Source organism: Bradyrhizobium sp. ERR14 (assembly GCF_014198235.1).
Classification (GTDB): domain Bacteria; phylum Pseudomonadota; class Alphaproteobacteria; order Rhizobiales; family Xanthobacteraceae; genus Bradyrhizobium.
Window position 1 is genome coordinate 734,292 of sequence record NZ_JACIHD010000002.1, and the last position, 15,550, is coordinate 749,841.

The 15,550-nt window shown below is 63.7% G+C and carries 14 protein-coding genes; 13 read left to right on the plus strand and 1 reads right to left on the minus strand.

What is annotated here, in order from left to right:
• The first annotated feature begins 138 nt into the window (after positions 1–138).
• From GGD62_RS09695 to GGD62_RS09720, 6 genes are all read left to right on the plus strand, one after another.
• Positions 139–1,803: a methanol/ethanol family PQQ-dependent dehydrogenase gene (locus tag GGD62_RS09695; protein ID WP_018320727.1), complete on the plus strand. Its 1,665-nt coding sequence runs from the start codon at positions 139–141 to the stop codon at positions 1,801–1,803.
• Positions 1,804–1,814: 11 nt separating this feature from the next.
• Positions 1,815–2,171, plus strand: a complete 357-nt coding sequence (locus GGD62_RS09700) for a cytochrome c (protein WP_091966698.1) — start codon at positions 1,815–1,817, stop codon at positions 2,169–2,171.
• Entirely contained in the window at positions 2,168–3,097 is a 930-nt protein-coding gene (locus GGD62_RS09705) for a transporter substrate-binding domain-containing protein (protein ID WP_183257411.1), read from the plus strand. Before GGD62_RS09700 ends, GGD62_RS09705 begins: the two co-directional genes overlap by 4 nt.
• 250 nt (positions 3,098–3,347) lie before the next feature.
• On the plus strand, positions 3,348–4,373 hold the full coding sequence (locus tag GGD62_RS09710; RefSeq protein WP_183708192.1) for an FUSC family protein: 1,026 nt from the start codon (positions 3,348–3,350) through the stop codon (positions 4,371–4,373).
• 110 nt (positions 4,374–4,483) lie between these two features.
• Entirely contained in the window at positions 4,484–5,473 is a 990-nt protein-coding gene (locus GGD62_RS09715) for a tripartite tricarboxylate transporter substrate binding protein (RefSeq protein ID WP_183708194.1), read from the plus strand.
• Between the two features lie 145 nt (positions 5,474–5,618).
• The gene (locus tag GGD62_RS09720; RefSeq protein ID WP_183708196.1) at positions 5,619–6,044 is read left to right on the plus strand and encodes a hypothetical protein; all 426 of its coding nucleotides are present in this window, start codon (positions 5,619–5,621) and stop codon (positions 6,042–6,044) included.
• 37 nt (positions 6,045–6,081) lie between these two features.
• On the opposite strand, the gene GGD62_RS09725 is transcribed toward GGD62_RS09720, so the two are convergent.
• The gene (locus GGD62_RS09725; RefSeq protein ID WP_018320733.1) at positions 6,082–7,050 is read right to left on the minus strand and encodes a helix-turn-helix domain-containing protein; all 969 of its coding nucleotides are present in this window, start codon (positions 7,048–7,050) and stop codon (positions 6,082–6,084) included.
• Between the two features lie 511 nt (positions 7,051–7,561).
• Between GGD62_RS09725 and xoxF5 the strand changes: the two genes are divergently transcribed.
• From xoxF5 to GGD62_RS09760, 7 genes are all read left to right on the plus strand, one after another.
• Complete coding sequence (xoxF5, locus tag GGD62_RS09730) at positions 7,562–9,364, plus strand: lanthanide-dependent methanol dehydrogenase XoxF5 (RefSeq protein ID WP_018320734.1); 1,803 nt, start codon at positions 7,562–7,564, stop codon at positions 9,362–9,364.
• Between the two features lie 111 nt (positions 9,365–9,475).
• Positions 9,476–9,964 (plus strand): c-type cytochrome, methanol metabolism-related, encoded by a 489-nt coding sequence (locus tag GGD62_RS09735; RefSeq protein WP_018320735.1) that lies wholly within the window; start codon positions 9,476–9,478, stop codon positions 9,962–9,964.
• A gap of 60 nt (positions 9,965–10,024) precedes the next feature.
• Complete coding sequence (locus GGD62_RS09740; protein WP_018320736.1) at positions 10,025–11,134, plus strand: S-(hydroxymethyl)glutathione dehydrogenase/class III alcohol dehydrogenase; 1,110 nt, start codon at positions 10,025–10,027, stop codon at positions 11,132–11,134.
• 32 nt (positions 11,135–11,166) lie between these two features.
• Positions 11,167–11,730, plus strand: coding sequence for an S-(hydroxymethyl)glutathione synthase (gene gfa / locus GGD62_RS09745; protein WP_018320737.1), 564 nt, complete (start codon positions 11,167–11,169; stop codon positions 11,728–11,730).
• A 642-nt stretch (positions 11,731–12,372) separates the two neighbouring features.
• A complete protein-coding gene (locus GGD62_RS09750; protein ID WP_018320738.1) occupies positions 12,373–12,825 on the plus strand; it encodes a (2Fe-2S)-binding protein in 453 nt (150 codons plus the stop codon).
• 1 nt (position 12,826) lies between these two features.
• Entirely contained in the window at positions 12,827–15,154 is a 2,328-nt protein-coding gene (locus tag GGD62_RS09755; RefSeq protein WP_183708198.1) for a molybdopterin cofactor-binding domain-containing protein, read from the plus strand.
• A 72-nt stretch (positions 15,155–15,226) separates the two neighbouring features.
• Positions 15,227–15,484 (plus strand): hypothetical protein, encoded by a 258-nt coding sequence (locus GGD62_RS09760; protein ID WP_018320740.1) that lies wholly within the window; start codon positions 15,227–15,229, stop codon positions 15,482–15,484.
• Positions 15,485–15,550 lie beyond the last annotated feature (66 nt).

Consider the following 15,550-nt stretch of genomic DNA (forward strand, 5'->3'; position numbering starts at 1 on the left):
CGTCAGGTTTCCGTAAGGTGACCGGCGCCTGTTCAACGATATCGACACGACACTTATGACTTTCGTATTGACGCGTTTTGGTTTCCGACGGAGTGTTGCTCCCGCAGCGTCAAAAGGCGCGCATATTGGGAGGAACGGATGAAACGCTTTGCGATGGCCGCGAGCCTCGTCATGCTTGCATCGACTTGTGCAAGCGCACAGACCACCGAGCAACTGGTCAAGGGCGCGACCGATACATCGAACGTTCTCAATTACGGGATGGGCTACAATCTGCAGCGCTTCTCGACGCTGAACCAGATCAACAAGGACAGCGTCAAGAACCTCGTCCCGGTCTGGAATTACTCGTTCAACGACGATCGCAGCGAGGAATCGCAGCCGCTGGTGTACCAGGGCGTGATCTACGTGACCTCGCACAACGCGACCATGGCGGTCGACGCCAAGACCGGCAAGCAGATCTGGAAGACCAAGGTCGAATATCCCGCCGAGACGCCGCGCATCGTCTGTTGCGGCATCATCAACCGCGGTGCGGCGCTCTATGACGGCAAGGTGTTTCGCACCACGCTCGACGCCAACGTGATCGCGCTCGACGCCAAGAACGGCAAGGAGCTGTGGCGGCAGAAGGCGGCCGACATCAAGGAAGGCTATTCGATGACGGTGGCGCCGCTGGTCGCCGACGGCGTCGTCATCACCGGCATCTCCGGCGCCGAGTTCGGCACCAGGGGATTCATCGACGGCTGGGATCCTGCGACGGGCAAGCATCTGTGGCGCACCCATTCGATCCCCTCGCCGGAAGAGCCTGGCGGCGATACCTGGAAGGGCGATACCTGGAAGCTCGGCGGCGGCTCGACCTGGATCACCGGGTCTTATGACCCCGAGCTGAACACGATCTATTGGGGCATCGGCAATCCCGGACCGTTCAACTCGGCGGTGCGTCCCGGCGATAATCTCTACACCTGCTCGGTGCTGGCGATGGATCCCAAGACCGGCAAGATCAAGTGGCACTACCAGTTCTCGCCGAACAATCCGTTCGACTATGACAGCGTGGCCGAGATGGTCCTCGCCGACATGAATGTCGAGGGCAAGCCGACCAAGGTGCTGATGGACGCCAACCGCAACGGCTTCTTCTACGTGCTCGACCGCACCAACGGCAAGCTGCTCGCGGCCAACCCTTACGTGAAGGTCAACTGGGCAACCGGCATCGACATGAAGACGGGACGTCCGATCGAGACCGACGTGTCGAAGGACGCGCGCGAGGGCAAGAAGGTCACGGTCTATCCGTCGATCCTTGGCGGCAAGAACTGGGAGCCGATGTCCTTCAACCCGCAGACCGGCCTTGCCTATGCCAACACGCTCGCCTTCGGCGGCAGGTACAAGACTGAGCCCGTCACCTTCAAGCAGGGTGAATGGTATCTCGGGATGGACCTGACCGATCTCTGGGAGTACGGCGACGGGCCGCGCGGTCATCTCAAGGCGATCGATCCCATGACCGGCAAGTCGAAATGGGAAGCACCGAGCGACATTCCACGCTTCTCGGGCGTGCTGTCGACCGCCGGCGGCGTCGTGTTCTCGGGTGCCCTGACCGGCGAGTTCGAGGCCTTCGATGCGGACACCGGCAAGAAGCTCTGGCAGTTCCAGACCGGGTCCGGCATCGAGGGCCAGCCGGTGACCTGGCAGCAGGATGGCGTGCAGTATGTCGCGGTGACCAGCGGCTATGGCGGCGTCTACTCGCTGTTCTCGGGCGACGAGCGGCTTGCCAACGTGCCGCCCGGCGGCTCGCTGTGGGTCTTTGCGGTCAAGCAGTAATCCACGGCATGATGCTGAGAAAACCATCTCACAAGACGGCGGCGGTCCTCGCCGCCGTCGCGGGGCTGACGGTCGCGCTTGCGGCGACCGTTCGCGCCGCGGACGACGCAACCGGCAATCCCATGCAGGCACAGATCGACCACGGCAAGTCGACCTATGCTTCGAAATGCTCGCACTGCCACGGCCCCAATCTGATGAACTCCGGCACGATCACGCCGGACCTGCGTGCCATCCCCGACGACAAGACGCGCTTCGTCACCACAGTGAAGAACGGCAAGAACAACAAGATGCCGCCGTGGGGCGATATCCTCAACGACGAGGAGATCGGCTCCCTCTGGGCCTTCATCTCCAGCCGGAGGAAGCCATGAGGGGCCGGCGTGCTGCATGGAGCATTGCGGCCCTCCTTTCGACGATGGCGTCGGTCGCCCTTGCGGCCGACGATCCCCTGAAGATCTGTCTCGACGAGGACCGGCCGCCGTTCTCGATGCACCACCGCGGCAAGCCGGATGCCGGCTTCGACGTGCTGCTGGCGCAGGTAATGGCGGAGCGGCTCGGACGGAAGCTGACGATCCAGTGGTTCGAGAGCAAGCTGGACGAGGATTCGAGTCCCCAGCTCGAGGCCAATGCGTTGCTCTCGGATGGCCGCTGCTCGCTCGTCGGCGGCTACGCGCTGACGAAGGATTCGCTCGTCGCCCCCGGGATGAAGACGGCGCGCTTGCCTGACTTCGCCGGGGCCACGCGCGACGATCGGCGGCGCCGCGTCGCACTCGGCGTGCTCGCGCCGAGCCAGCCTTACGTCTATTCGCCGATGACGGTCGTGCTCGGGCCGAAGGCAAGCGGGCGCAAGATCGGCGACATCGGCGATCTCGCAGGCCTTCGTCTCGTCATCGAAAGCGGCTCGCTCGGCGACGCCATCCTGATGACCTTCGACAAGGGACGGCTGATCGACAACATCACCCATCTCGTCCCCGGCCGCGACGATCTGCTGGGCGCACTCCAGCGCGGCGACCATGACGCGACGCTGATCGACCTCGGCCGCTTCGACGCCCATCGCGCCGCGCATCCGGACACGACGATCACCGCGTCGGGCTACTATTATCCGATCGGCGCCAATCGCGGCTATGTCGGACTGGGCAGCGATGGCGCGCTGATCGACGCCGTCAACAAGGCGCTGACGGGGCTCGCGGCCGAAGGCAAGATCGCAGAACTCGGCAAGCAGGCAGGGCTCACCTATCTGCCACCGCGCGAGCCTGCGATTCTGGGCGATGTCTGGATGAAGATCATTCAGCGGTAGAGCTGGTCGCGGCGAGCGGCAGCACCTCCGCGCGCTCCGCTGTCATGCCCGCGAAGGCGGGCATCCAGTACGCCGCGGCCCAACGGGTCAATCACAACCGTCACGGAGTACTGGATCGCCCGCCCCAGTGCGCAATTGCGCACAAGGCGGGGCATGACAACGAGGGTGCGGCAAGGCCGTCGAGCCCTACGCAAAGTTCTGCATCATTCCGTGCTATGCTTGGCTTTTTCATTCGCCCCTTTGGTGATCCGTGAATTCGCCCATCAGCCCGTCCGCCACCAACCTGCGCGACCTGCTCTCCCGCGAAATCAAAACCGCCGAGCTGCTGCGCGCGCTGATTGTCGTCGGACCGATGGTGGCCGCCTATTTCATCGCGCGCGAAACGGCGCTGCTCAATCTCGGGCTGGTCGCGGTCTCGTTGCTCATTCCCGCGCTCAGGCAGCACTTTCCGCCGAAAGTCATCGTCTGGCACTACCTCGCCATCCTCGTGACCTTTGCCGCACTCTTCCTGGCAGCCCCGATCAAGCCGCTATTCGCGGTGCTGACGGCGCTTGCCGGTTTCCTGGCGGTGGCAGGGACCCGCTATGGCGAGCATTTCCGCACACTGGGCAATTGGGTATTCATCCCCGCCGTCTATCTCGCCTGCGAGGTGCGGGAGGGCGTGAGCACCGCCGAAGCGCTGCGCCATGCCGGCGTGATCGTCGCCTCCTCGCCGATCGCGCTGGCGCTGGTCTGCGCCATCCGCATTTACGACCAGCGGCGGCAAGGCGATGGCGCAACCTCGTTCGGGCCGCCCGCGGCCAAGTGGTTCCTGCCCGCGCTGGCAACCGCCATGGCGGTGTTCGCGGCGGCGGCGCTGGTCGAGATCCTGAACCTTGCGCAGGGGCAATGGGTGATGTGGTCGGCCGCCAGCGTCGTGGTCGGCGATCTCTCGACGTCCACCGACAAGCTGAAGCAGCGTACGATCGGCGCCTTCGTCGGCGTGCCGCTGGGCTTCCTCGCCGGCATCGTATTGCCGCAGAGCCGCGTCGGCTATGCGCTCGCGGTGCTGGCGGCGACCCTCACGCTGATCTCGTTTTCCCGCTACATCCTCGGCTTCGGCCTGCGCTGCTTCTTCATCGCGCTGGCGGCCTCCTTTGCCGGCGGCGCCAGCGGCATCGCGGAGGAGCGCATCGTCAACGTGCTGATCGGCGGCAGCTTTGGCCTGATTGCCGTGGCCCTGACCGAGATCGTGTGGCTGCGCATCATGCGTAAGGCGCGGTCGCCCCCCGGGTGAGGCGCGAATGGGCACCTCGCCGCTGTGTCGAATGCGCCAATCTGTCTCGCTCGCCGGCCATGGCGGCGCCAGCCTGATGCAGTAGGTTCGGCCAAAATCAGGAGGGAATCATGTCCGCCAAATTCGATCGCCGCCACTTCGTCGCCGCCGGTACCACCGCACTTGCGATGCCTTTCGTCATGCGCAACGCCTCGGCGCAAGCCGCGTGGCCGTCGCGGCAGATTCGCATGATTTGCAGCTATCCCGCCGGCGGGCAGACCGACCTGCTCGCGCGCGCCTATGGTGAGTTCATCTCCAAGCAGGTCGGCAAGACTGTCGTCGTCGAGAACAAGCCCGGCGCCTCTGGCGCGATCGGCACCGCCGAAGTCGCCCGCGCCGAGCCCGACGGCCACACCATGCTGTGCTCGATCTCGACCACCTACATCATGAACCGGGTGGTGATGAAGAATCCCGGCTACGACATGGACAAGGATTTGGCGCTCGTCAGCGTCATTCCGGGTGCCGGCCTGTTGCTGGTCACGAACCCCAAGACCGGGGTCAAGACGCTGGAGGATTTCGTCGCGTTCGCACGCAAGAGCGGCAAGGTGAACTTCGGCACCTATAGCGCCGGCTCGGCCCCGCACATGACGATCAACGAGCTCAACAAGCAGTATGGCTTGTCCATCGAGCCGGTCCATTACCGCGGCGAGGCCCCGATGTGGACGGGGATGCTCGAAGGCACGCTGGATGCCGCGATGGGCAGCTACACGGCGGCGCAGTCGGTCCTGCAAAGCGACCGCGGCACCGTGTTCGCGGTGCATTCGAAGAAGGTCGATGCGATCCCTGCTATCAAGACCCTCCCGGAGCAGGGCGCGACCTCGAAATTCTTCACCGTGAGCGGCTTCTCGGGCTGGGCCGTGCCGAAGGCGACGCCGCAAGCGGTCGTCGACCGCCTGGCTGAGCTGTGCGTTGCCGCCAACAACGATCCGAAAGTGAAGGAAGTTCTCGCGACCTTCGTGCTCGAACCCGCAATCGGCTTCAAGGAGAGCAACGCCCTGTATCAGCGCGAACTGCCGATCTGGATCGAGAGCGCGAAGTCTCTCGGCCTCGAGCCGGCTTGAGGATCGAGGCGCGGCTCAACGCGCCCGCCGTCCTTCCCGGGCCGGCTTCCGACCAAAGCCCTAGTGTCGGAAACGCAATTTCACGCTATGATTGTGCGCCACCGCCGAGAGCCTTCATTGGGGCGGAACGGGAAAGGCCGATTGCATGACACCGGATGGAGTCGCTGTCGCCGTCATGGTCATCCTGCTCTTTCCGATGGGCTATTTCACGCTGGCATCGCCCGCCTTCCTGCTGGTGAAGCTCGATATCCAGCCCGTCGCCCAGCTGCTGCGCGGAATGTTCAACGCCCATTTCCTCGTGATGCGCATCGCCGCCGTGATTGGAACGGTGGCCTTCCTCCTCGACGGCCGCCTGGCGGCTGCGATGGGCGGCGGCATGATCGCTGCCCTGGCAATCTGGGGGCGCAGCTGGTTCATGCGGCGGATGGACGACCAGCTCAGCGCAAGGGACGCCGGCGATGCCGAAGCCCCGCGTCGGTTGCGCAGGCTACATTGGAGCGGAATGTTGGGCAACGCGGTGCTGCTCGTCGCTCTCGTGGGCAGCATTCCCTATATTGCGACGTCGGCGTAAGCGGGATCGCAATCGCTGGCAGCCCCTTGCGTCCGGCCTAGTGCTCGCCCGAACTCGCGGTGGCCTGCTGCGCCTTGTGGATCGAGGACGGCACCACGCCGAAATATTTCCGGAACACCCGGCTGAAATGCGATGAGCTGGAGAAACCCCAGGAGAACGCGACGTCGGTGATGGTCTTGCCGGCGTGGGCCTCGAGCTCCTGGCGGCAGTTCTGCAGGCGCGCCTGCCAGATGTAGTCGCTCACCGTGGTGCCGCGCTCCGAGAACAGCATGTGCAGATAGCGCTTGGAGCAGCCGAGCTCGGTCGAGATCTGGTCGATGCAAAGATCCGGATCGCGCAGGTGCTCGCGGATGAAGAACTGCGCGCGCACATACATCGCTTCGGGCCCGACACGGTCGAACATCGTGTCGGCTTCGCGCAGCGGCAGCAGCAACAGGTCGATCAGCGAATCGGCGACGCCGACCGCGCTGTTTGCCGACAGCTTTGCCGCCTCGTCGAAGGTCGCATGAACGAAATCGTGGGCGATCCGCCCCGTCCCTGTCTTCGACGACAGCTTGCAGGCGGGCATCCGCTGCGAGGGGAATCCGCGATCGCGCAGCAGCGCCTTCGGCACGATCACGACGTCGTGACGGGTGAAGGCCGGGCTGATGATCGAATGCGGGCAGGAGACGTCATAGGCGATGATGTCGCCCGGGTTGATTTCGATGTGGCGGCCTTCTTGTTCGAAATAAGACACGCCGTAAGTCTGGAAGTGAATCTTGATGTACGGATGCTCGTTGGCCTTGGCGCGCGCCAGCGTATGGGCGATGCGATGCTGACTCACTTCGATCTGGCAGAGCTTCAGGCGCGAGACGCTGGTGTAGTCGATGCGGCCCTCGAGCGAGGACGCCTCCAGCGGATCGACGTCGAAATGCCCACACAGACTCGTCAGCCCGTCGATCCAGCTTTGGATCTGGCGCTTCGGCGTCATGCCGGTCGTCGAGAGCGTGTGAATGGTGTCGGACATTAATCCAGCCACTGGTTTGATCCGGAGAGACGCGAATCGCAACCAGCGCTGCCGGAGCCCTCAGCCGTGATTGCGTGACGTTTACCTCGAATTTGAGCGGTCTTTTGGCACGAGCGCCATCGTTCCATTGCCACCCTTGAAACTTAATCCTCCGCCTTAGTTGCAGCGCCGTCAAGGGGAACCTGAGCGTTGAAGGCACTGTCAAAGCGATGCGGAAGCCGCTGAATTCGCTACTGCAAAATCAAAATCTTCGCGTCCGTGCGCTATGAAGCAAACCGCCTTCTCTCTTGGGCAAGTTTCCCGATGACGAAGTCGTTAGGGATTGCGGCAGGAACAACAAGAACGGGCCGCTCCTGCACGTGGACCCGTGGCTCTCATCAGGAGGAGGAAACAGCACAGCATCGTTTCTGGTCCCAATCGTGACCGCCCTGCACGAGCAGACGCCGGACGAGAAGCCCGGTGAATCAGTATTGCTTCGGAAACAATAAACGAGACCAACGGAGGAATAACTATGCGCAAGGTGCTACTGGCGACCTTTCTTGGCTCCGCGGCGGCGCTCGCCGTCGGGGGCGCCTCAGCCAATGACGAGCTGGTCAAGATGTCGCAGAACCCGAAAGACTGGGTGATGCCGACCGGCGACTACGCCAATACCCGCTATTCCAAGCTCAACCAGATCAACGCACAGAACGTAGGCAAGCTCCAGGTGGCCTGGACCTTCTCGACCGGCGTGCTGCGCGGCCATGAAGGCGGCCCGCTGATCATCGGCAACATGATGTACGTCCACACGCCGTTCCCGAACAAGGTCTATGCCATTGACCTTTCGCAGGAGAACAAGATCGTCTGGAAGTACGAGCCGAAGCAGGATCCGAACGTCATCCCGGTGATGTGCTGCGACACCGTCAACCGCGGCCTGGCCTACGGCGACGGCAAGATCTTCCTGCATCAAGCCGACACCACCCTCGTCGCGCTCGATGTCAAGACCGGTCAAGTTGCGTGGACCGCCAAGAATGGCGATCCGAGCAAGGGCGAGACCGGCACGTCGGCCCCCATGGTCGTCAAGGACAAGGTGCTGATCGGCATCTCCGGCGGCGAGTTCGGCGTCCAGGCCCATATGTCGGCTTACGATATCAAGACCGGCAAGCTGGCATGGCGCGGATATTCGGAAGGACCGGACAACCAGCTCCTGGTCGACGACAAGACCACCGCGCTCGGCAAGCCGATCGGCAAGGATTCCAGTCTGAAGACCTGGCAAGGCGATCAGTGGAAGATCGGCGGCGGTGCCACCTGGGGCTGGATCTCCTACGATCCCGAGCTGAACCTCGTCTACTACGGATCGGGCAACCCCTCGACCTGGAATCCGAAGCAGCGTCCCGGCGACAACAAATGGTCGATGACGATCTGGGCGCGTAACCCGGATACCGGCGTCGCCAAGTGGGTCTATCAAATGACGCCCCATGACGAATGGGACTATGACGGCGTCAACGAGATGATCCTCTCGGACCAGTCGATCAACGGTCAGCCGCGCAAGCTGCTGACGCATTTCGACCGTAACGGCCTAGCCTACACCATGGACCGCACCAACGGCGAACTCCTGGTCGCCGAAAAGTACGATCCGAAGGTGAACTGGACCTCCGGCGTCGACATGGACAAGAACTCGCCGACCTACGGCCGTCCGAAGGTGCTGGACGCAGCTTCGACCGACAAGGCGGGCGAGGACGTCAACGTGAAGGGCATCTGCCCGGCCGCGCTCGGCACCAAGGACGAGCAGCCGGCAGCCTACTCGCCGGACACGCAGTTGTTCTACGTTCCGACCAACCACGTCTGCATGGACTACGAGCCGTTCAAGGTGAGCTACACTGCGGGCCAGCCCTATGTGGGTGCGACGCTCTCGATGTATCCGCCGGCGGGTGAAACCCACATGGGCAACTTCATCGCCTGGGACGGCAAGACCGGCAAGATCGTCTGGTCGAACAAGGAGCAGTTCTCGGTCTGGTCGGGTGCGCTCGCAACCGCCGGCGGCGTGGTGTTCTACGGCACGCTCGAAGGCTACCTGAAGGCGGTCGACGCCAAGTCCGGCAAGGAGCTCTACAAGTTCAAGACTCCCTCCGGCATCATCGGCAACGTCACCACCTATGAGAACGGCGGCAAGCAGTATGTCGCAGTGCTCTCCGGCGTCGGCGGCTGGGCCGGCATCGGTCTGGCGGCAGGCCTGACCGATCCGACCGCAGGTCTCGGCGCGGTCGGTGGCTACGCGGCTCTCAGCAACTACACGGCACTCGGCGGTACGCTGACCGTGTTCGCGCTGCCGAACTAGGCCCATCAGCATCGCTCCGGCGCGTGGAATAAACTCCACGCGCCGGCTCGTCTCCCCCGGGCTCCTTCGAGGATGAATCTCTTGCGTAAAATCTGCTCTGTCATTGCTGCGATGATCTTGGTTGCGTCCGGAGGAATTGCGGTCGCGGACGGTCCGGGCGATCCGACCGCCGTGAAGAAGGAAGACGACGGAAAGTGGCTCGATAAGGAAGGCACTCCGACCTACAAGATTTCCGACGGCACCGTGGACTGGTTCACCTATTCCGGATACCGCCGCTATCACTCCGACTGCCACGTCTGCCATGGGCCTGACGGCATGGGCTCCACCTACGCGCCAGCGCTCAAGGATTCCGTCAAGTCCATGAGCTATGGCGACTTCCTCGGCGTTGTCGCCTCCGGTCGCAAGAACATCTCGACCGCGCAGGAGAACGTCATGCCCGCCTTCGGCGATAATCCGAACGTCGCCTGCTACATGGACGATCTGTACGTCTATCTGCGCGCCCGCTCCACCGAAGCATGGGGCCGGCAGCGTCCCTCCAAGAAGGAGGAGAAAACGGAGGCCTACACCAAGGCGGAAGACGCCTGCATGGGCCATAAATGAACGTTGCTGAGGCTGCCGAGACTACCTCTTGGCACCTTGCGAGAATTTGAGGAGCTACCAATGAAGACACGTGCCGCCGTCGCTTTCGAAGCCAAGAAGCCGCTCGAGATCGTCGAGCTCGATCTGGAAGGACCGAAGGCCGGCGAAGTCCTGGTCGAGATCAAGGCGACGGGCATCTGCCATACCGACGCCTATACGCTCGACGGCTTCGACAGCGAGGGAATTTTCCCGTCGGTCCTGGGGCATGAGGGTGCGGGCATCATCCGCGAGATCGGCCCTGGCGTGACCTCGGTGAAACCGGGTGACCACGTCATCCCGCTCTACACGCCGGAATGCCGGCAGTGCAAAAGCTGCCTCAGCCAGAAGACCAATCTCTGCACCGCGATCCGCGCGACGCAAGGCAAGGGCGTGATGCCCGACGGCACCAGCCGCTTTTCCTACAAGGGCAAGCCGGTCTATCACTACATGGGCTGCTCGACCTTCTCGAACTTCACCGTGCTGCCGGAGATCGCGGTCGCCAAGATCCGCGAGGACGCCCCCTTCGACAAGAGCTGCTACATCGGCTGCGGCGTCACCACCGGCGTCGGCGCCGTCGTCAACACCGCGAAGGTCACGCCCGGCTCCAACGTGGTCGTGTTCGGCCTCGGCGGGATCGGCCTCAACGTGATCCAGGGCGCCAAGATGGCCGGCGCGGACAAGATCATCGGCGTCGACATCAACGACTCCAAGGAGGATTGGGGCCGCAGGTTCGGCATGACCGAGTTCGTCAACCCCAAGAAGATCACCGGCGACATCGTCCAGCACCTCGTCGGCCTCACCGATGGCGGCGCCGACTACACTTTCGATTGCACCGGCAACACCACGGTGATGCGCCAGGCGCTGGAAGCCTGCCATCGCGGCTGGGGCACCTCGATCATCATTGGCGTTGCCGAATCCGGCAAGGAGATCGCCACCCGCCCGTTCCAGCTCGTCACCGGGCGCAACTGGCGCGGCACGGCCTTCGGCGGCGCCCGCGGCCGCACCGACGTGCCGAAGATCGTCGACTGGTACATGAACGGAAAGATCCAGATCGATCCGATGATCACCCACGTGCTCAAGCTCGAAGAGATCAACAAGGGCTTCGACCTCATGCACGAGGGCAAATCCATCCGTTCAGTCGTCGTCTACTAGCTCGAAAGCGTCACCCCAAGGAGGATCGACCCATGACTGTTGCACTCCATCCATCGATCGACAACGGCCTCAAACAGGGCAGCGGCAGCTTCGCCGGCGGCACGCTGGCCTGCAAATGCAAGGACCACCAGGTCAAGGTCGGCATCAAGGGCGACGTCGCCCACAATCACGCCTGCGGCTGCACCAAGTGCTGGAAGCCGCAGGGCGCGACGTTCTCCGTCGTCGCCGTGGTGCCGCGCCAGAACGTCACCGTGCTCGAGAACGGCGACAAGCTCCAGATCGTCGATCCGTCCGCGGTGATCCAGCGCTACGCCTGCAAGGCGTGCGGCACCCACATGTACGGCCGCATCGAGAACAAGGGCCACCCGTTCTACGGTCTCGACTTCATTCATCCCGAGCTGTTCCAGGAGCAGGGCTCGCAGGCGCCGCAATTCGCCGCCTTCGTCTCCTCGGTGATCGAAGCGGGCGTGAAGCCGGAGCAGATGGCGGGCATCCGTTCGCGGCTGAAGGAAATCGGGCTCGAGCCCTATGATTGCCTGTCACCGGCGCTGATGGACGCGATCGCGACCCACGTCGCCAAAGCCAAGGCTGCCTAACAAGGCCGCCTGAGCAAGGCGGTCGGACGTTCGCCATGCCCTATCCGCTCGCTGGCCTCGATCAGTGCCAGCGAGCCCGGGCCCGGCCCCGAGACAGTCGCGGCGGTGCCGCCGCCCCTGCAAGCTACGCGTATGCGAGCGTGATTGGCTCCCTCAGTCCTGGTCTCTGAATGACTGCGCAGCGCCGCCAACTTCCGTCTTGAAGTTCCCGGCCCCTGCGTTTCTCCCTCCCTCGACTGAGGCACCTTGCTTCGTCCGCGCAGTCTTTCTGGCGGACGAAGCTTTTTTCATCGCACCCCCTGTTTGCGAATACGCGGCCCACGCGGCGCGCTGATGCGCCCTGCTTTTGACAAACCATCGATGCAATCTTTTCCCGGTGAGAACACCCGGCTGTGAACGCCGGGCGGTGGCGATCTCTGCTACGATCGCGCCGTCACGATGCCGCACGACGTTCAATCAATTAAGAACAAAAACGGGGGAGGTATCGAGCACATCCAGACATCGCCATCGGCGTTCCTGCCTCCCTCCGGGATCTGCCCGCGCGGGACGAGGGCGGAATGTGGCGCGACCAGGCACGAACCGTCGCCGACCGGCGTCGGCAAGTTTTGAATTTGGCATGCTTATGAAGAGCGAGGGACGATCATGATCAAGGTGAAGATCAACGGCCAGGAACAGAGCTGGGACGGCGACCCGGATCTCCCACTACTCTGGTTCCTGCGTGACGAGGCCGGACTGACCGGCACCAAGTACGGCTGCGGCCAGGCCCTGTGCGGCGCCTGCACCGTCATCGTCGACAAGCAGGCCGTGCGCGCCTGCATCACGTCGGTCAACGACGTCGCCGGACGCGAGGTCACCACGATCGAAGGGCTTCATCCGACTGGCGATCATCCGGTGCAGAAGGCGTGGCGCCAGGTCAACGTACCGCAATGCGGCTTCTGCCAGGCCGGTCAGATCATGCAGGCTGCGGCCCTGCTGATGGACAACCCGAAACCCTCGCACGACCAGATCCGCGAGTCGATGTCAGGCAACATCTGCCGCTGCGGCTGCTACCAGCGCATCGAGAACGCGGTCCATCTCGCATCGACGGGGGTGTGACATGAATTTCATCGACAATCCCGGCAAGCTCCATAGCTTCGAAAAACGTGGCTTCGAAAAGAACATCAAGGTCGAGAAGGTCTCGCGCCGTAGCATCCTGAAGGGGCTCGGCATCACCGGGGGCTTCGTGCTCGCCGCACCCGTGATGTCGCGCCAGGCATTGGCCTACGAGACCGGCGCCGGCAAGATGCCGCACGGCGTCGTGGTGGATCCGCGCGTGTTCGTTTCGGTCGGGCCCGACGGCATCGTGACCATCGTGGGTCACCGTTCGGAAATGGGCACCGGCGTCCGCACCAGCCTGCCGCTGATCGTGGCCGAGGAGATGGAAGCCGACTGGTCCAGGGTCAAGGTGCAGCAAGCCCATGGCGACGAGGTCAAGTTCGGCAACCAGGACACCGACGGCTCGCGCAGCACGCGGCATTATCTGATCCCGATGCGCCAGATTGGCGCCTCGGCCCGCACCATGCTGGAGCAGGCCGCGGCGAAGCGCTGGGGCGTGCCGGCGACCGAGGTCAAGGCGGTCAATCACGAGGTCGTCCACAGCGCCAGTGGCCGCAAGCTCGGCTTCGGCGAGCTCGCTGCCGACGCCGCCAAGGAATCGGTGCCCAGCATCGAAGGCCTCAAGCTGAAGGACCCCAAGAATTTCCGGTATCTCGGCAAGGGCCAGGTCGGCATCGTCGATCTCCACGACATCACCACCGGCAAGGCGCATTACGGCGCCGATGTGCGGCTGCCGGGCATGAAATATGCCGTGATCGCGCGCCCGCCGGTAACCGGCGGCAAGCTGGTCTCGTTCGATCCCGATGCGGCGCTGAAGGTCCCCGGCGTCGAGAAGGTGCTGAAGGTTCAAGGCTGGCCGTGGCCATCAAAGTTCCAGCCGCTCGGCGGCGTCGCCGTGATCGCGCGCAACACCGGCGCGGCGATCAAGGGCCGGGATGCGTTGAAGCTGGTCTGGGACGATGGTCCCAACGGCAAATACGACTCCGTCGCCTACCGTAAGGAGCTCGAGGAAGCCTCGCGCAAGCCGGGCCTCGTCTTGCGCAAGGAGGGCGATGCGGACGCTGCCCTGAAGGGCGCCGACAAGGTGATCGTCGGCGAGTACTACGTCCCGCATCTTGCTCATGTCAGCATGGAGACGCCGGTGGCGGTCGCCGACGTCAAGGGCGACAAGGCGGAGATCTGGGCGCCGGTGCAGAGCCCCGGCGGCACCCGCGAGGACGTCGCCAAGACGCTCGGCATCCCCGAGGGCAACGTCACCGTCAACGTCACGCTTCTCGGCGGCGGTTTCGGACGCAAGTCGAAATGCGACTTTGCGCTCGAGGCCGCGCTGCTCTCGAAGGAGCTCGGCGCACCGGTGAAGGTGCAGTGGACGCGCGAGGACGATATCCACAACGGCTTCCTGCATACGGTCTCGGTCGAGCGGATCGAGGCCGGCCTCGACAAGAGCGGCAAGGTGGTCGCCTGGCGCCATCGCAGCGTGGCCCCCAGCATCGCCTCGACGTTCGCTGCCGGGACCGTGCACCAGGCCCCGTTCGAGATCGGCATGGGCCTCGTCGACATGCCGTTCGAGATCGCCAACATCTCGTGCGAGAATCCGGAAGCCGCGGCGTTCACCCGCATCGGCTGGTTCCGCTCGGTCTCGAACATCCCGCGCGCCTTCGCGGTGCAATCAATGGTCGGCGAGATCGCGCAAGCGACCGGCCGCGACCAGAAGGAGACGCTGCTCGCGCTGATCGGAAGCCCGCGCATCGTCAAACCGGAGGTGAAAGACCTCTGGAACTACGGCGAGCCCCAGGAGAGCTACCCGATCGACACCGCGCGCTTGCGCAAGGTGGTCGAACTGGTCGCCGAGAAGGGTGAGTGGGGACGCAAGGTACCGAAGGGCCACGGCCTTGGCATCGCGGTGCACCGCAGCTTCGTCAGCTACATCGCGACCATCGTCGAGGTCGCCGTCGACGACAAGGGCAAGCTGACGGTGCCACGGGTCGACACGGCGATCGATTGCGGCACCTATGTCAACCCCGAGCGCATCGCCTCGCAGATCGAAGGCGCGGCGATCATGGGGCTGAGCCTTGCCAAATACGGCGAGATCACCTTCAAGGATGGCAAGGTGCAGCAGAAGAACTTTGACGACTTCCAGGTCGTCAGGATGGATGAATCTCCTGTGGTGACCAACGTCTACATCGTGCCGCCCGGACCTGACACGCCGCCGAGCGGCGTCGGCGAGCCCGGTGTTCCGCCATTCGCACCGGCGCTGATCAATGCGATCTTCGCGGCGACCGGAAAACGCATCCGCTCGCTTCCGATCGGCAAACAATTGGAAGCGTGAGACGGAACAGAGGCGCGAGACGGAACACAAGCGGTCTCGCGCCGTTTCCATCGATCTGACAGGAGCAGATCGATGACAAATATCTCAAAGGCGCTCGCAGTCTCGTTGCTGTCGGGCGCCTTTCTTGTGACGGCCTCCGGCGCATTCGCCCAGAGCAACACGACGCCGCCGGCCACCGCGACACGCCCCACCGCGCCGGACCAGAACTCGCTGCCCAACGCCGCCCCGCCTGCCTCCACCACCCAGACCACCGGACAGCACAATCCGGATCCCAAGGTTCGCGAGATGAATCAGAAGGAAAAGGACAAGGTGGAGCGTCAGGGGAAATAGCCTTCGCGTCTGCGCATTGATGCGCCCTCTCCCCCTGCGGGAGAGGGCAGCGACGCTGGCTGACAC

Excerpts from the sequence above, each read along its gene's own strand:
- GGD62_RS09695 (WP_018320727.1), top strand. The coding sequence starts at position 139 with ATGAAACGCTTTGCGATGGCCGCGAGCCTCGTCATGCTTGCATCGACT.
- GGD62_RS09700 (WP_091966698.1), top strand. The coding sequence starts at position 1,815 with ATGCTGAGAAAACCATCTCACAAGACGGCGGCGGTCCTCGCCGCCGTC.
- GGD62_RS09705 (WP_183257411.1), top strand. The coding sequence starts at position 2,168 with ATGAGGGGCCGGCGTGCTGCATGGAGCATTGCGGCCCTCCTTTCGACG.
- GGD62_RS09715 (WP_183708194.1), top strand. The coding sequence starts at position 4,484 with ATGTCCGCCAAATTCGATCGCCGCCACTTCGTCGCCGCCGGTACCACC.
- GGD62_RS09720 (WP_183708196.1), top strand. The coding sequence starts at position 5,619 with ATGACACCGGATGGAGTCGCTGTCGCCGTCATGGTCATCCTGCTCTTT.
- GGD62_RS09725 (WP_018320733.1), bottom strand. The coding sequence starts at position 7,050 with ATGTCCGACACCATTCACACGCTCTCGACGACCGGCATGACGCCGAAG.
- xoxF5 (WP_018320734.1), top strand. The coding sequence starts at position 7,562 with ATGCGCAAGGTGCTACTGGCGACCTTTCTTGGCTCCGCGGCGGCGCTC.
- GGD62_RS09735 (WP_018320735.1), top strand. The coding sequence starts at position 9,476 with ATGATCTTGGTTGCGTCCGGAGGAATTGCGGTCGCGGACGGTCCGGGC.
- GGD62_RS09740 (WP_018320736.1), top strand. The coding sequence starts at position 10,025 with ATGAAGACACGTGCCGCCGTCGCTTTCGAAGCCAAGAAGCCGCTCGAG.
- gfa (WP_018320737.1), top strand. The coding sequence starts at position 11,167 with ATGACTGTTGCACTCCATCCATCGATCGACAACGGCCTCAAACAGGGC.
- GGD62_RS09750 (WP_018320738.1), top strand. The coding sequence starts at position 12,373 with ATGATCAAGGTGAAGATCAACGGCCAGGAACAGAGCTGGGACGGCGAC.
- GGD62_RS09755 (WP_183708198.1), top strand. The coding sequence starts at position 12,827 with ATGAATTTCATCGACAATCCCGGCAAGCTCCATAGCTTCGAAAAACGT.
- GGD62_RS09760 (WP_018320740.1), top strand. The coding sequence starts at position 15,227 with ATGACAAATATCTCAAAGGCGCTCGCAGTCTCGTTGCTGTCGGGCGCC.